This window comes from Streptomyces sp. NBC_00289 (assembly GCF_041435115.1).
Classification (GTDB): domain Bacteria; phylum Actinomycetota; class Actinomycetes; order Streptomycetales; family Streptomycetaceae; genus Streptomyces.
This window is the reverse complement of record NZ_CP108046.1, coordinates 5,238,156-5,253,754: the sequence shown is the minus strand read 5'-3', so window position 1 is coordinate 5,253,754 and position 15,599 is coordinate 5,238,156. Positions and strand designations below refer to the sequence as shown.

Sequence of the window (15,599 nt, the reverse complement as noted above, 5' to 3'; positions counted from 1 at the left end):
CCCGAGCCCGGGTGTAAGCACACAGTTGACGTGATGCCGCCCATATGGGGGATGTGCCGAGCGCAGTTGGCGGTGTATGTGGGGCGACTGGTACCAGAGGGTGACCTTCCAGTCGTAGCGCATCTTGCGGACCTGCCGCATGGCGGTCGGGGGGCCAGTGCGATGATGAGCCCGCCATGACTGCCCCCCACCCACGCACGGCACGCTCCGGACCCGGTCTCCGGGTCCTGCGGGCCGCGGTGTTCGCCGCGGTCTGTGTCGTGCTGGCCGCGGCCGGTCACACCCTCGCCGCCTGCGCCACGGTTCCGCTCTGGACGCTGGGCGCGGCGTTCCTGGGGGTCGTCCTGGTCGCGGTGCCGCTCGCCGGACGCGAGCGCTCGCTGCCGGGGATCGTGGTTCTTCTCGCGCTCGGACAGACCGTGCTGCACACCCTGTTCGGGCTCGGCCGGCACGCGACGACGGCCGCCGCGCAGTCCGGCACGATGTCCATGGGCTCCGGCTCCTCGGTGTCAGACACCATGTCCGCCGCCGCGATGTCCGACGCCTCCCTGGTCCAACAGGCAGCCCGGCTCGCGTGCGGGACCACGGCGGCGGCGATCAGTCCCGCCCGGGCCTACCGGATCCTGGTCGACGCGCGGGTCCATCCGGACGCGGGCACGAGCGCCGGCATGAGCTCCATGCACCACCCGGCGGACGCCCTGTCCACCTCCGCGGACACCTCCGCGACCTCCATGTCGCTGCTGCCCTCCCTGCCGATGCTGCTCGCGCACGTCCTCGCGGCACTCGCCACCGGATGGCTGCTGCGCCGGGGGGACCTAGCCCTGCTGCGGCTCGCCGAACTCTCGGCGCACTCGGCCCAGTCGGTCACCGAAGGGGCGCTCGTACGGTCCCTGCGCGGGGCGCTCGCGCTGGTGCGCGCCCTGCGTGCCGGGCTTCCGGGCACCCCCGAGCTCGCCCCGCGCCGCCCGCGCAGCGCCGCGCTCGCGCCGCCCGGACCCCGCACCACCGCACTCCACCACACGGTGATCAGGCGCGGCCCGCCGGCCGCCGCCGCGCTCGTTCTCGCCGCCTGACGCGACGCGACCACCTCTCCACCTCCCAGTGGGCCCACTCCCGTGGGCGAAGGGGCCGCCGTCGTGCGGCACACACCCGCGCCCCCGCGTGCCCGTTCACGTCCTCGTGATCGATCACGCCCCGCGCGTACCCCTCGTCACCACCGGAATTCGCCGAATCCGTCGAACACGCCGGCCACCGCCGGAATCCCACGGGTTCTCACTCGAAGTGGAGTGCTCCGCATGAAGGCCTCTCGTCTCGCCGCCACCGGCGCCGTCGCCGCCACCGCCGTCGCCGTCCTGTCCACGCCCGCCTTCGCGCACGTGTCCGTGCAGCCCGAGGGAGCGGCCGCCAAGGGCGGCTACGCGGTCGTCGACTTCAAGGTTCCCAACGAGCGCGACAACGCCTCCACCACCAAGCTCGAGGTCAACTTCCCGACCGACCACCCGCTGGCCTCGGCGATGCCGGAACCGATCGACGGCTGGACCATCAAGGTCACCCGGTCCAAGCTCGCCAAGCCGCTCGAGATGCACGGGGAGAAGATCACCGAGGCCGTCTCCAGGATCACCTGGACCGCCGACGGCAAGGGTGTCCAGCCCGGCTTCTTCCAGAAGTTCCCGGTCTCCGTCGGCGCCCTGCCGGAGGACGCCGACGAACTGGTCTTCAAGGCCCTCCAGACGTACTCCGACAAGGAGGTCGTGCGCTGGATCGAGGTGCCGGAGGACGGCGAGGAGGAGCCCGAGAACCCCGCCCCGGTGCTCACCCTCTCCGCCGCCTCCACCGACGAGCACTCCCACGGCGCGTCCACCGCCGAGAACGCCGCCGAGAAGACCTCCGACGACGCGAAGCCCGCCAGGAACAACGCCGCCGACACCTCCGCCTCCGCCGACGGCAGCGACACCACCGCCCGGGTCCTGGGCGTGGTGGGCATCGTCGTCGGCCTGCTGGGCGTGGCGTACGGGGTGCTCGCCGGCCGTCGGCGCACCGACGCCTGAGACCCCGCCAGAACTACTCGGAACCATCGAAGGAGCGCCCCCGTGTCCCGGCTCACGGTCTTCCGGCCGCGGCCCGGGGGCCGCTCCCCAGGAGAATGCAGTATGCGCAAGAAGACGTTCGCCGCGGCCGCAGTGCTCGCCGCCGCCGCACTGACCCTCTCCGCCTGCGGCAGCGGCGACGACAGCAAGTCACCCGTCGCCGTGGTCTCCGAGGACGCCGGCGCGGACCAGGCCGCCACCGTCCTCGACCAGCCGTTCGAGAAGCCGGACCTCGTCCTCACCGACACCCACGGGAAGAAGTACGACCTCCGCAAGGAGACCGCGGGCAGGCCGACCCTCGTCTACTTCGGCTACACCCACTGCCCCGACATCTGCCCGCTGACGATGAACAACCTCGCCGTCGCCAAGAAGCAGCTGCCGAAGTCCGAGCAGGACCGGCTGCGCATCGTCTTCGTCACCACCGACCCCGGCCGGGACACCGCCGCCGAACTCGGCAAGTGGCTCAAGGGGATCGACAGCCAGATCATCGGCCTGACCGGGGACTTCGCCACCATCCAGGCCGGCGCGCGCACCCTCGGCATCTCCATCGAGCCGACGCACAAGGACAAGAACGGCAAGCTCGTCTCCGTGCACGGCACCCAGGTGATCGCGTTCTCGCCGAAGACCGACGGGGGCTATCTGCTCTACGGCGAGGACGCCACCGTCGCCGACTACACCAAGGACCTGCCCAAGATCATCAAGGGGGCGACCCCGTGAGGCGGCCCGCCCTCCCGGCGCTCGCCGTGGCCGGCACCCTGGCCCTCGCGGGCTGCGGCTCGGACGGCACCGGCTCCTCCGTCGCCTCGGACGCCCACGCCGCGCTCTCCGTCGTCTCCGCCTACATGCCACAGCCCGTCTCGGACTCCATGGCGGCCGGTTTCCTGACGATCGTGAACGCCGGCGGTACGAAGGACGAACTGACCTCCGTCAGCAGCGCCGAGGCCGGCGAGGTCACCGTGCACAGGACCGTCGGCGGCACGATGGAACAGGCCGACCGCCTCACCGTCCCCGCCCACGGTCAACTCGTGTTCAAAAGCGGCGGCAACCATCTGATGTTCGAGAAGCTGAAGCGCCAACCGAAACAGGGCCAGACGGTCTCGGTCGAGCTGCACTTCACCACGTCCGACCCGGTCCTCGTCACCATGCCGGTGAAGCCGGCGACGTACACACCCAAGACCGGGCACTGAGGGAGGGACCACCTTGACCCAGACCATCGCCCCCCGCGTGCGGACCCTGGTGCTGCTGCTCCTGGCCGCCACCGGCCTGCTCCTCGCGGGCGCCGGGCCGGCCTCCGCACACGCCGCACTGACCGGCAGCGACCCCCAGCAGGGGGTGGTGGTCGACAAGGCACCCACCCAGGTCACGCTCACCTTCTCCGAGAAGGTCGCCACGTCCGACGACTCGCTGCGCGTGCTCGACCCCAAGGGCAAGCGCGTCGACACCGGCAAGCCGTCCGACGTGAGCGGCACGACGTACGCCGTGCGACTGCACAGCGGCCTGCCCGACGGCACGTACACCGTCACCTACCAGGTGGTGTCCGCGGACAGCCATCCGGTCGCCGGCGCCTACACCTTCTCCATCGGCGCCCCCTCGACCACCTCCGTGTCGGTGTCCTCGCAGACCGCGGGCGGTGGCGTCGTCGGATGGCTGTACGGCTTCGGTCGGTACATGTCGTACGCCGGCTTCATCGTCCTGGTCGGCGGTGCCGCCTTCGTGCTGGCCTGCTGGCAGCGCGGCTCCGGGGTGCGGGCCCTGCAACGGCTCGTCGTCTCCGGCTGGGTCGCGCTCACCGCGGCCACCCTGTGGCTGCTGCTCCTGCGCGGCTCCTACACCGGCGGCGGGACGTTCGGCGACGTCTTCGAGCTGAGCCTGCTCGGGCAGGTACTCCAGACCAAGACCGGCGCGGCCCTCGTGTCCCGGCTGCTGCTGCTCGCGGCCGGAGCACTGTTCATCGCCGTGCTGTTCGGGGCCTACGACAAGCGCGAGGACGAGGAGAAGCGGGACCTGACCTTCGGGCTCGCGGTCGGCGGGACCGTGGTCGCCGCCGGGCTCGCCGCGAGCTGGGCGATGGCCGAGCACGCGTCCACCGGTCTCCAGCCGGGCATCGCGATGCCCGTCGACATCGTCCACCTGCTGGCCGTGGCCACCTGGCTCGGTGGGCTCACGGCACTGCTCGTCGCGCTCTACCGGGCTCCCGAGGAGACGGCGGTCGACGCCGCCGCCGTACACCGTTTCTCGCGCGTCGCCTTCGGCAGCGTCGTCGCCCTGGTCGCCACCGGGATCTACCAGTCGTGGCGTCAGCTCGGCTCCTGGTCGGCGTTCACCGACACGAGGTACGGGCAGCTGCTGCTCGTCAAGATCGGACTCGTGACCCTGCTGGTCGGCATCGCGTGGATCTCACGGCGGTGGACGGCACGACTGGCACAGTCGGTGCCCGCGGCGGCCCGCCGGCAAGCGGCGGAAGCGGCGGAGGTCCGCGAGGAGAAGCGGACGGACGAGGAACCGGAGGCGGAGGCGCCGGAAGAGCGGGTGAAGGAGCACGCCTCGGCGCGCGCCGTCAGCCGCGAGAAGGGGCAGGACGACGCCGGCACCGCCACCGGTGACACCAAGCGCGCCGCCCAGCTCGCCCGGCAGCGGGCCGCCGTCGACGCCACGAGGCAGAAGCGGCTGCGGGACGCGGACCCGAACCGGTTCGGGCTGCGCCGTTCGGTGCTGGCCGAAGCGGGCGTCGCCGTCGTCCTGCTCGCCGTGACCACCGTGCTCACCCAGACCGAGCCCGGCCGCACGGAGGAGGACGCCAAGGCGGCCACCGCGTCCTCGTCCTCCTCTTCGTCGTCTTCGTCCTCGTCAGGTTCGTCGGACTCCTCGGCCGGGGCGCTGACCCTCGACATGTCCTTCGACACGGGCGGCGAGGACGGCAAGGGCGTCGTCACGGTCGACTTCGACCCCGCGCGGGTCGGCGGCAACGAGATGCACGTCTACGTCCAGCGGCCCAACGGGCGCGCCTTCGACGTGCCCGAGGTGAAGGTCGCCTTCACCCTCGCCGCCAAGGACATCGGGCCGCTGCCCGTCACCCCCGACCACATCACCACCGGACACTGGTCGGCGAACGGGGTGCAGATCCCGCTGGCCGGCGACTGGAAGATCGCCGTGACGGTGCGCACCTCCGACATCGACCAGGCGACCGTCTCCAAGAACGCGCAGATCGGCTGAACTGAACCATGGCTGACCAGTCCCTTCCCGAGGCCGGGACGAGCACCCGATCGGACCGGGCCGAGCGGGCCGACCGGCCCGAGCGGCCCGAGCGGGCCGACCCCGCCGACAGGGTTTCGCAGGCGGCTCTCAAGGAGGACGGCTCCGGGAGGTCGTCCGGCTCCGGCGGGTCATCCGGCTCCGGCGGGTCGTCCGGCTCCGAGGACGCCGTCCTCGGGGAGGGCATCTCACGTCGGCGGTTGCTGGGGACCGCCGGAGCCACCGGGCTCGTACTCGGTGCGGCCGGCACGACCGCCGGATACGCGGCCCAGCCCGCCGCCGCCGCACCGCTCACCTCCGTGGGCGCGGGTCAGGTGATGTTTCACGGGAAACATCAGCCCGGCATCACCGACGGCCTCCAGGCGCGCGGCCACGTCGTCGCCTTCGACCTGGCGGCGGGCGCGGGCCGCAAGGAGGCGGCCGCACTGCTGCGCCGCTGGTCCGAGACGGCCCGACGGCTGATGGCGGGCGAGGCCGCGACCCAGGACGACACGGATGTCGCCCGGGACGCAGGCCCCTCCTCGCTCACGGTCACCTTCGGCTTCGGGCACAGCTTCTTCGCCCGGACCGGCCTGGACAGGCAGCGCCCGGTCGCCCTCGACCCGCTGCCCGACTTCTCCTCCGACCATCTCGACAAGGCGCGCAGCAACGGCGACCTGTGGGTGCAGATCGGCGCCAACGACGCGCTCGTCGCCTTCCACGCGCTGCGCGCGATCCAGAAGGACGCGGGCAGCGCGGCCCGCGTCCGCTGGCAGATGAACGGCTTCAACCGCACGCCCGGCGCCACCGCGCACCCGATGACGGCCCGCAACCTCATGGGCCAGATGGACGGCACCCGCAATCCGAAGCCGGCCGATCCGGACTTCGACCGGCGGATCTTCGTCCCCGCGTCCGGTTCGGCCGACCCCGCCTGGATGGCCAACGGCTCCTACGCCGTCGTACGCCGCATCCGCATGCTCCTCGACGACTGGGAGCAGCTCTCGGTCAGGGCCCAGGAGAACGTCATCGGGCGCCGCAAGGCCGACGGGGCCCCGCTGTCCGGGGGCACCGAGACGACCGCGATGGACCTGGAGAAGACGGACGCCCAGGGGAACTACGTCGTCCCCGTCAACGCGCACGCCCGTATCACCCGGCCCGACCAGAACGGGGGTGCGGCGATGCTCCGACGCCCGTTCTCCTACCACGACGGCATCGACGCGGACGGTGCACCGGACGCCGGTCTCCTCTTCATCTGCTGGCAGGCCGACCCCGTACGCGGTTTCGTCCCCGTCCAGCGCAAGCTCGACCGGGGTGACGCGCTCTCGCAGTACGTCCGGCACGAGGCGAGCGGACTGTTCGCGGTGCCCGGCGGAGCCGCGGCGGGGGAGTACGTGGGGCAGCGGCTGCTGGAGGGCTGAGGAACCCCGCTGTCCACCATCGCTGTCACCCGCCCCGGTGCGCACGCGCCCCGGTTCACTCACAGGAGGGTCTCCGGTGAGACGCGGGAGCCGCGCCCCTGTAGGCCCATTAGGGTGAGTGCATGCCAGCGAGCTATGCGTATCTCGGTCCTGAAGGCACCTTCACCGAAGTCGCCCTGCGCACGCTTCCGGAGGCGGCCACCCGGGAGCTCATCCCGTACGTGTCCGTGCAGTCCGCGCTCGACGCGGTGCGGGCCGGCGAGGCCGAGGCCGCGTTCGTGCCGATCGAGAACTCCGTCGAGGGCGGGATCACCACGACCCTCGACGAACTGGTCGCGGGCGCGCCACTGATGATCTACCGCGAGGTGCTGCTGTCGATCACTTTCGCGCTGCTCGTCAGGCCCGGCACCAAGCTGTCGGAGATCAAGACGGTCACCGCCCATCCGGCGGCGCAGCCGCAGGTCCGCAACTGGCTCAAGGCGAACCTCCCGGACGTGCTCTGGGAGTCGGCCGCCTCGAACGCGGACGGCGCGCGCCTGGTCCAGGAGGGCCGCTACGACGCCGCCTTCGCGGGCGAGTTCGCGGCCGCCCGCTACGGTCTGGTGCCCCTGGAAACCGGGATCCACGACGCGGAGAACGCCCAGACGCGGTTCGTGCTGGTCGGCCGGCCCGCCCGGCCCGCGGCACGCACCGGCGCCGACAAGACCTCCGTCGTGCTGTGGCAGCGCGACGACCACCCCGGAGGACTGCGCGACCTCCTCGGCGAGTTCGCCACCCGGGGCATCAACCTGATGTTGCTGCAGTCCCGGCCGACCGGCGCGGGCATCGGCAACTACTGCTTCTGCGTCGACGCCGAGGGTCACATCTCGGACCGCCGGGTCGCCGAGGCGCTGATGGGACTCAAGCGGATCTGCCACCAGGTTCGCTTCCTCGGCTCGTACCCGCGCGCCGACGTGGGGGTGGAGGGCCTGCGTGCTCTCCTGCCGGGGACCTCGGACGAGGAGTTCGTGGCGGCGTCGGACTGGGTGGCGCGCTGCCAGGACGGCCGGTTCTGAGCGGGGCGCCGGTGGCTCGGGCGCTGGGGTTTGGGCGCTGGTTCCGAACGCGGGTTGTCGGCTTGAACGCGGGTCGCGGGCCTGAGCGCGGGTTGCGGGCCTGAGCGCGGGTGAAGGGCGGGTGGCCGGTAGGCGCCCGCCGTGTTTCCGGCAGGTTTCGGACAGTCCTACCTGCAGATTTTCGTTATCCACAGGAGTTATCCACAGGCTGGCTTCTCGACCTGGGGACAAGTCGACAACGAACCGCTACCTAGTCGACAAATCGCCCTGGAGCCCCCCAACCCGTCCACAGTCAGGCACGTCACCCTTCGTCCACCCGTTTCCTTTGATCAATCCTTTGGGGCGACTCATTTCCACTCGAAAGTGGGCGTGAAGCCAGTTTGGGACGGGAATTCCTCACCTCACCCGCCCGACTCGGAATGATCAATTCCGAAGTCCACAGATCTTTCGCACAGCCTGTGGATAACTTTTCGGGAGCGCGGATTCCTGTGGACATCCAGCCCTCCAAGTCCCGCTTGCCGCAAGGAAATCGAGTCAACCAGCCGCCCGGCTCCTGCCCCGTTCCAGGGAGTGAGACGCTCATTATTGACGCGTGTGAACACTTCCGGCAATTGCCCCATAACCGAACGTAAGCCGTAGTTCGGAATAGTGAGTCGTGAGCCGTCACCCCGCACCGGTAGCCTTGACCGCGTGATTGACCTTCGCCAGCTCCGTGAGGACCCCGACCGTGTGCGTGCGTCGCAGCGCGCCCGTGGAGAGGACGTCGCGCTCGTCGACGCTCTCCTGTCTGCCGACGAGCGGCGCAGGTCGTCCGGCGTCCGCTTCGACGAGCTCCGTTCCGAGCAGAAGGCGCTCGGCAAGCTGATCCCCAAGGCGTCCGGGGACGAGAAGGCCGAGCTGCTGAAGAAGACCGGCGAGCTCGCCGCCGCCGTCAAGGCCGCCGACGCCGAACAGCACGAGACAGACGAGGAGACCAAGCGCCTCCTGCTCCAGCTCGGCAACCTCGTGCACCCCGACGTCCCGGTCGGCGGCGAGGAGGACTTCGTCGTCCTGGAGACGCACGGCACCATCCGCGACTTCGGCGCCGAGGGCTTCGAGCCCAAGGACCACCTGGAGCTCGGCGAGGCGCTGGGCGCCATCGACGTCGAGCGCGGCGCCAAGGTGTCCGGCTCGCGCTTCTACTACCTCACCGGCGTCGGCGCGCTCCTGGAGCTGGCCCTCGTCAACGCGGCGATCGCGCAGGCCACCGAGGCCGGCTTCATCCCGATGCTGACCCCGGCGCTGGTCCGCCCGCGCGCCATGGAGGGCACCGGCTTCCTCGGCCAGGCCGCGGAGAACGTGTACCACCTGGAGAAGGACGACTACTACCTGGTCGGCACCTCCGAGGTCCCCCTCGCCGCCTATCACATGGACGAGATCCTCGACGCCGACAAGCTGCCCCTGCGCTACGCCGGCTTCTCGCCCTGCTTCCGCCGCGAGGCCGGGACGTACGGCAAGGACACCCGCGGCATCTTCCGCGTGCACCAGTTCGACAAGGTCGAGATGTTCTCCTACGTCGTTCCGGAGGACGCCGAGAACGAGCACAAGCGGCTCCTGGAGTGGGAGAAGCAGTGGCTGACCGGCCTCGAGCTGCCCTTCCAGGTGATCGACGTGGCCTCGGGCGACCTGGGCGCGTCGGCGTCCCGCAAGTTCGACTGCGAGGCGTGGATCCCGACCCAGGGCAAGTACCGCGAGCTGACCTCGGCCTCCAACTGCGACAGCTTCCAGGCCCGCCGCCTGTCGGTGCGCCTGCGTGACGGCAAGAAGGTGCAGCCGCTGGCCACGCTCAACGGCACGCTGTGCGCCGTACCGCGCACGATCGTGGCGATCCTGGAGAACCACCAGCAGGCCGACGGCTCGGTCCTGGTCCCCAAGATGCTGCGCCCCTACCTGGGCGGCCGAGAGGTCCTGGAGCCGATCGCCAAGTGAGCACGGTCTTCCCCTACCGCCTCGTCGCCACCGACCTCGACGGAACGCTGCTGCGCTCCGACGAGTCGGTCTCGACGCGCACGCGTGAGGCGCTCGCCGCGGCCACCGCGGCGGGCGCGGCCCACATCGTGGTGACGGGGCGTGCCGTCCCGTGGACCCGGCACATCCTCGACGACCTCGGCTACCGGGGCCTCGCGGTCTGCGGCCAGGGTGCCCAGGTGTACGACGCCGGAGAGCACCGCCTTCTGACGTCGGTGACCCTGGACCGTCAGCTGGCGGGCGTGGCGCTGGCCAAGATCGAGGCGGAGGTCGGTCCGCTGTTCCTCGCGGCGAGCCGTGACGGTCTGGACGGCGACGTGCTGGTGGGGCCCGGATACGCGGTCACCGGCGCCCTTCCGTCAACTCCGTTCACGGACGCGTCGGATTTGTGGACGGCCCCGCTGAACAAGATCTACATCCAGCATCCGACGTTGACGGACGACCAGCTCGCCGAGGCGGCCCGGCAGGCCGCGGGTGGTTTCGTCTCGGTCGCGATGGCCGGCGAGGGGATCGTCGAGCTGCTTCCCCTCGGCCTGTCGAAGGCGACGGGACTGTCACTGGCGGCCCGCCGTCTGGGGCTGAAGGCGGCGGACACCATCGCGTTCGGCGACATGCCCAACGACATCCCGATGTTCGCCTGGTCGGCTCGTGGCGTGGCCATGGCCAACGCTCACCCCGAGCTGAAGGCGGTCGCGGACGAGGTGACGACCTCCCACGAGGAGGACGGGATCGCGGTGGTACTGGAGCGCCTGCTGGCGTAGGGGCGGACGCCTTGGCGCGGGCGCGGCGGCGGGCACGGCCGTCGCCGCGTCGCACGCACGGGCACAGGCACAGGCACAGGCACAGGCGGAGCACCTGCAGGCCGTCGCCACGTCGCAGACGCGTCAGCAGCCGCAGGCACATGCGAGTCATGGGGCAGGCTCGTCGGATCCGCAGGCACAGTCATGGCGCAGGCACGTCGCCACACTGCCTGCGCGTAGCAGCCGCAGGCACGGGCGCGTCGGGATCCGCAGTCACAGTCTTGCCGCAGGCGCAGACGTGTCGCCACGTCGCAGCCGCGTCAGCGCCGCAGGGACATGCGAGTCATGCGGCAGGCTCGTCGGATCCGCAGGCACCGTCTCGCCGCAGCCGCAGGCGCAGTCGCGTCGCCACGCGCAGGTTCGTAGCAACCGCAGCCGCAGACACAGGCACAGGCGAGTCGCAGCCGTGTGCGGCTGGGGCGGTCGTGCCGCTGGGACGGCGCGGGTGGGCGCGACGGCACCGCGTGGCGCCGCGTCGCGTGATCCACTCGCCCGCCCCAGCGCGGGGAAGGCGGCCCACGCGACAGCGAGTTCGCGTGCTCGAAGCGGCCGCCCCGGGCCCCGTACGCGCGGGCTCGACGGAGAGGTGGCTACTCCGAAACCCGCCACGGGCTGCCCTGAGGAGAGCCCGGCGTGCTGTCGTGCGTCGGCATCGCCCCGCTCCTCTCCCGAAACCCACCGCCGGCCAGATCCGGCGTAGTGGACTCCTCCACTGTGCCGTGGTGACGGGGTGGGCGCCACCGAATTCGAGGCGGCGGCGCCTTCTCTACCGGCGGCGCCACCTGCGTCGACGTGCCTTGCTGAAGAACCATCCCGCGGGCGGCTCCTCGGAGCGCCAGGGCTGTGGTTCGGGCTGCTCGGCACGCCAGCGCGCGGCGAGCATCCGGGCCCGCGCGGACGGTTCCGCGTTCTCGGCGGACCGTATGAACGTCTCGTCCAGGACCAGTTCGTCCCAGACGGTGTCGCCGGACTGCCCGCTGCCGTCGTGCTGTGGCGTCTCGCCCGCCATCCCGTCCTCCCCGTCCTCGTGGATCGTGTCTGACACTCGCGCCGGATCAGCGGGCGGCGCCGGTGCGTGCGCCGCAAGGCGAAGGAGCACACCCGCGTACCGGGTGATCTCACATCGTCCGACGGTTGCCCGACTGCCGTCCGACGGCAACACGGCGAGGTGCCGTGCCGGACGCCGTCCGCCCAGCGGAAGGGGTTCCGACACGGCCCAACTGTGCGTCCCTCGGCCCAGTGTGCCGATACGGACGTGAAGCCCCCGTCAAGACCGGTGGCGGCTACTCCTCGCCCGCAAGCTTCAGCGACCGCAGCTTCTGACCGGCGTACCAGGTGGCGAGCACGGTCACCGCGACCAGCAGCACCGTCGCCGTCGTCAGGCCGACGTCCGAGGTGACCAGGTCGGTGCCGGCGACCTTGTGGGCGACGGCCAGCGACCACTGCTGGACGCTCAGCGTGCGCGCCCCGGGCACCAGGGAGCCGAACAGGGCCTCCCAGACGAGCGCGTAGACGAGCCCGAAGACCACCGCGTGCCGGGACACGGTGCCGAGCAGCAGGAAGAGCGCCGCGTACGCGATGGAGGCGACCAGCGCGGCGACCGTGTAGGCGACGGCGATCTGCTGTCCGTTGCCGTTGAGGATCAGGCCCGCGATGAGCGTCGGCACGGCCGAGAACACCATCGTGACGGCGACCGCGACGATCAGCTTGGTGAAGATGATCGTCGGTCGTTTCAGCGGCTTGGACAGCAGGTACACCACGGAGCCGTCGTCGATCTCCGGTCCGATCGCGCCGGTGCCCGCGATGACGCCGATGATCGGCACCATCGTGGCGAGCGCGAGCCCGCCGAGCAGGTCCGACGCCGTCTGATCGTCGGCGCCGGCGAGGCCGCGCACCACGACGGAGATGGCGATCAGCAGCAGTGGCAGCGCGCCGAGGATGAGGGCCCGGCGGCGGCCGAGCAGGGCTCGGTAGGTGAGCCGGGCGACTGTGGGGTCGTACATCTTTCGGCCTCCTACGCCGCGACGAGATACGAGAAGACGGACTCGAGGGACTCGTCGGACGGCGAGACCGTGAGCAAACGGATGCCGTTGTCCCTGGCGACCCTCGGCAGCAGGGCCGTGAAGCGGCCGAAGTCGACGGCCTGGATACGCAGCGCGCCCTCCGCCAGGTCGACCTCGATTCCGGACGTGGACGGGTCGGCGATCAGCGCGGCCGCGAGCGCGCGGTCGTCGCTGGAGCGCACCAGATAGCGGTGCGGGCGGTCGGTCATCAGGCGGCGGATCTTGCGGAAGTCTCCGCTGGCCGCGTGCCGTCCGGCGACGACGACCTCGATGTGCCGGGCGAGTTGCTCGACCTCTTCGAGGATGTGGGACGAGAACAGCACGGTGCGACCCTCGTCGCCCATGCGCCTGAGCAGATCCATGAGCTGCATGCGCTGGCGCGGGTCCATGCCGTTGAAGGGCTCGTCGAGCAGGAACAACGACGGGTCGTGGACCAGCGCGGACGCCATCTTCACGCGCTGGCGCATGCCCTTGGAGTACGTGGCGATCTTGCGGTCCTGCGCGTACTCCATCTCGACCGTGGCGAGGGCCTTCTGCGCAGCCTTGTCGCCCAGACCGTGCAGCTCCGCGTTGGCGACGACGAACTCACGGCCGGTGAGGAAGTCGTACATCGCCTCGCGCTCGGGGACGATCCCGATGTGCTTGTAGATCTGTTCGTTGCGCCAGGTCGGCTGTCCGTCGAGGGTGACGGTGCCGGTGGAGGGGGCCAGGAAGCCGCCCATCATGTTGATCAGGGTGGACTTCCCGGCGCCGTTGGGGCCGAGGAGGCCGGTGACGCCGGGGCCGATGGTCATGGTGATGTCGTTGACGGCGACCACGTTGCCGAACCAGCGGGACACATGGTCGATGGAGAGCGTGGTCACAGTCCGACCTTTCGGTAGCGGCGCGTCAGAAGGCCGTAGGTGGCGGCGACGAGACCCAGGGTGACCAGGACGTACACCGCTCCCTCGCCGTTCGAGGGTCCGACACCGCCGGGGAACGCCGAGCTCGCGCCCAGGAACGCGGACTGGACACCGTCGATGAGTGTGACGGGCGAGAACAGGCCGATCCAGGCGATGGCTCCGCTGCTGCCCTGCGCGTCGGCAATGGCCTGGAGCGTGGACACCGCGCCGTAGGAGATGGTCAGGACGGCGATCACGGCCGCGATGCCGAAGCCACGGCGTGGCGTGACCGCCGCGATGACCAGGCCCAGGCCGGCGAAGAGCAGTGACAGAAGTGCCACGGAGACCAGCCCCTGTGCGAATCCCTTGGTCTGGTCGGTGAAGTCGAGTTTCGCCAGCAGCGCGCCCACATAGAGCACCAGGAGCGGGGCGGCGGTGAGGACGAAGAGCGCCGAGGCCAGCGCGGCGAACTTGGCGAGGACGTAGTCGGCGGTCTCGATGGGCCGGGAGAAGTACAGCGGTACGGTCTTGAAGCGCAGGTCGCGCGAGACGGACTGGGGCGCCTGCGAGGCGACGTACAGGCTGATGACGGCCTGCATGACGATCGCGTAGCGCGTGTAGTCGACGGGCAGGTCCTTCGCCTTGGTGGCGACGGCGACGGCGACCATGATGGCCGCGGGCACGCACATCACCACGAACAGCAGCATCGGCAGCACCTTGGACTTGACCGACCGGCCGAGGCCGTAGGCGCCGCGCAGGGACTGCGAGTACAGCGAGCGGCGGGCGTAGGCGCGGCCCAGGCGCGGGCCGTCGTAGGTGCGGTAGCCGATGTTGTGGATGCGCGTCTGTTCGCCCGACGCCGTGGCCGGGGTCCGCAGGGGCTGCTCAACCGCCATGGCCGACCGCCTCCTTCCGCTGCTCGTCGCTGTCGGTGAAGACCTCCGCGATGTGGTGCCGGCGCTGCTCCATGCGCACCAGGCCGAGTCCGAGGTCGGCGACCAGGTCACGCACCAGGTCGTAGGTCTCCTCGCCCTCCGCTGTCAGCAGCAGGACGTGGCCGGCGCCCGGCAGACCGGTGCCGTCGTGGACCTCCACCCCGCGCGCGTGGAGCGCGTCCCGCACCGCGCGGGTGCCGTCCGGGTGGTCGTCGGTGTCGGTGACCTCGATCGCGAGGGTGGTCGTGGACTGGGTGAAGTCGGTGGTGGAGCTGGAGCGCAGGAGCTTTCCGCCGTCGACCACGACCACGTGGTCGCAGGTGCGCTCCAGTTCGCCCAGCAGGTGCGAGGTGACCAGGACCGAGATGCCGAAGTCCGTGTGGATGCGGCGGATGAGGCCGAGCATCTCGTCGCGGCCGACCGGGTCGAGGCCGTTGGTCGGCTCGTCCAGGAAGACCAGCTGCGGGTCGTGCACGAGGGCCTGGGCCAGCTTCACGCGCTGCTTCATGCCCGTCGAGTAGCCGCCGATGGGGCGGTAGCGCTCCTCGTACAGACCGACGTGGCGCAGTGTGTCCGCGGTGCGCTCGCGCGCGGCGGTGGGAGGCAGGCCGGACATCCGCGCCATGTGCACGACGAACTCGGTGGCCGAGACGTCGGGCGGCAGGCAGTCGTGCTCCGGCATGTAGCCGACCCGCTCGCGGATGTCGGCGCCCTTGGTGGCGACATCGAGTCCGAGCACTTCGGCGCGGCCCTCGGTGGCGGGGGACAGACCCAGAAGGATCTTGATCAGTGTGGACTTGCCGGCTCCGTTGGCTCCGACGAGTCCGGTCACACCGGGTCCGACGTCCACGGAGAGCCGGTCAAGCGCGGTCACCCGGGGGAACCGCTTGCTCAGGCTTTCGGTCGCGATCACAGTCACGTCGTCGAGAGTAGTGACGCGGACCACCCCGGTCGTCAGACCGAGGGGTCGTCTTGAAGTCAGCCTCGAGTCGTACGGGTACCTAGGGGTCCCCCTGAAGTCGAACAACGGGCACCCGGTTGTCCACATCCGCGAGGTTGTCCACAGGTCGGGGGGACTCTATTGACGCAGCCTCTAACAACTGTCACATTCACCGGTGTCAC

General features: G+C 70.7%; 14 protein-coding genes. 9 read left to right on the top strand and 5 right to left on the bottom strand.

What is annotated here, in order from left to right:
• Positions 1-176 precede the first annotated feature (176 nt).
• The 9 genes from OG985_RS23785 (at position 177) to OG985_RS23745 (ending at position 10,559) form a co-directional block, all read left to right on the top strand.
• The gene (locus OG985_RS23785; protein WP_371670357.1) at positions 177-1,073 is read left to right on the top strand and encodes a hypothetical protein; all 897 of its coding nucleotides are present in this window, start codon (positions 177-179) and stop codon (positions 1,071-1,073) included.
• A gap of 222 nt (positions 1,074-1,295) precedes the next feature.
• Positions 1,296-2,048 carry a YcnI family protein gene (locus OG985_RS23780; protein WP_371670356.1) on the top strand — a complete coding sequence of 251 codons (753 nt, stop codon included), beginning with the start codon at positions 1,296-1,298 and terminating at the stop codon, positions 2,046-2,048.
• A 102-nt stretch (positions 2,049-2,150) separates the two neighbouring features.
• Complete coding sequence (locus OG985_RS23775) at positions 2,151-2,804, top strand: SCO family protein (protein WP_371670355.1); 654 nt, start codon at positions 2,151-2,153, stop codon at positions 2,802-2,804.
• Positions 2,801-3,274, top strand: a complete 474-nt coding sequence (locus OG985_RS23770) for a copper chaperone PCu(A)C (protein WP_371670354.1) — start codon at positions 2,801-2,803, stop codon at positions 3,272-3,274. The genes OG985_RS23775 and OG985_RS23770 overlap by 4 nt, the downstream gene beginning before the upstream one ends.
• A gap of 13 nt (positions 3,275-3,287) precedes the next feature.
• Positions 3,288-5,300, top strand: coding sequence for a copper resistance CopC/CopD family protein (locus OG985_RS23765; protein WP_371670353.1), 2,013 nt, complete (start codon positions 3,288-3,290; stop codon positions 5,298-5,300).
• A gap of 8 nt (positions 5,301-5,308) precedes the next feature.
• Positions 5,309-6,736: an iron uptake transporter deferrochelatase/peroxidase subunit gene (gene efeB, locus OG985_RS23760; RefSeq protein ID WP_371670352.1), complete on the top strand. Its 1,428-nt coding sequence runs from the start codon at positions 5,309-5,311 to the stop codon at positions 6,734-6,736.
• A gap of 122 nt (positions 6,737-6,858) precedes the next feature.
• Entirely contained in the window at positions 6,859-7,791 is a 933-nt protein-coding gene (pheA, locus tag OG985_RS23755) for a prephenate dehydratase (protein WP_371670351.1), read from the top strand.
• 690 nt (positions 7,792-8,481) lie between these two features.
• Entirely contained in the window at positions 8,482-9,759 is a 1,278-nt protein-coding gene (gene serS, locus OG985_RS23750) for a serine--tRNA ligase (protein WP_371670350.1), read from the top strand.
• On the top strand, positions 9,756-10,559 hold the full coding sequence (locus OG985_RS23745) for an HAD family hydrolase (RefSeq protein WP_371670349.1): 804 nt from the start codon (positions 9,756-9,758) through the stop codon (positions 10,557-10,559). The genes serS and OG985_RS23745 overlap by 4 nt, the downstream gene beginning before the upstream one ends.
• A gap of 805 nt (positions 10,560-11,364) precedes the next feature.
• Here the strand turns inward: OG985_RS23745 and OG985_RS23740 are convergent.
• The 5 genes from OG985_RS23740 to OG985_RS23720 all read right to left on the bottom strand — a co-directional run bounded on the left by OG985_RS23740 (position 11,365) and on the right by OG985_RS23720 (position 15,390).
• Positions 11,365-11,607 carry a hypothetical protein gene (locus OG985_RS23740; RefSeq protein ID WP_371674476.1) on the bottom strand — a complete coding sequence of 81 codons (243 nt, stop codon included), beginning with the start codon at positions 11,605-11,607 and terminating at the stop codon, positions 11,365-11,367.
• Positions 11,608-11,881: 274 nt separating this feature from the next.
• Entirely contained in the window at positions 11,882-12,601 is a 720-nt protein-coding gene (locus OG985_RS23735) for an ABC transporter permease subunit (RefSeq protein ID WP_371670348.1), read from the bottom strand.
• An 11-nt stretch (positions 12,602-12,612) separates the two neighbouring features.
• On the bottom strand, positions 12,613-13,524 hold the full coding sequence (locus OG985_RS23730; RefSeq protein WP_371670347.1) for an ABC transporter ATP-binding protein: 912 nt from the start codon (positions 13,522-13,524) through the stop codon (positions 12,613-12,615).
• On the bottom strand, positions 13,521-14,438 hold the full coding sequence (locus tag OG985_RS23725; RefSeq protein WP_371670346.1) for an ABC transporter permease: 918 nt from the start codon (positions 14,436-14,438) through the stop codon (positions 13,521-13,523). Before OG985_RS23725 ends, OG985_RS23730 begins: the two co-directional genes overlap by 4 nt.
• Positions 14,428-15,390, bottom strand: a complete 963-nt coding sequence (locus OG985_RS23720) for an ABC transporter ATP-binding protein (protein WP_371674475.1) — start codon at positions 15,388-15,390, stop codon at positions 14,428-14,430. The genes OG985_RS23725 and OG985_RS23720 overlap by 11 nt, the downstream gene beginning before the upstream one ends.
• Between the last annotated feature and the right edge of the window lie 209 nt (positions 15,391-15,599).

Coding starts and splice junctions, on each gene's coding strand:
- OG985_RS23785 (WP_371670357.1), top strand. CDS start 177: ATGACTGCCCCCCACCCACGCACGGCACGCTCCGGACCCGGTCTCCGG.
- OG985_RS23780 (WP_371670356.1), top strand. CDS start 1,296: ATGAAGGCCTCTCGTCTCGCCGCCACCGGCGCCGTCGCCGCCACCGCC.
- OG985_RS23775 (WP_371670355.1), top strand. CDS start 2,151: ATGCGCAAGAAGACGTTCGCCGCGGCCGCAGTGCTCGCCGCCGCCGCA.
- efeB (WP_371670352.1), top strand. CDS start 5,309: ATGGCTGACCAGTCCCTTCCCGAGGCCGGGACGAGCACCCGATCGGAC.
- pheA (WP_371670351.1), top strand. CDS start 6,859: ATGCCAGCGAGCTATGCGTATCTCGGTCCTGAAGGCACCTTCACCGAA.
- OG985_RS23740 (WP_371674476.1), bottom strand. CDS start 11,607: ATGGCGGGCGAGACGCCACAGCACGACGGCAGCGGGCAGTCCGGCGAC.
- OG985_RS23735 (WP_371670348.1), bottom strand. CDS start 12,601: ATGTACGACCCCACAGTCGCCCGGCTCACCTACCGAGCCCTGCTCGGC.
- OG985_RS23725 (WP_371670346.1), bottom strand. CDS start 14,438: ATGGCGGTTGAGCAGCCCCTGCGGACCCCGGCCACGGCGTCGGGCGAA.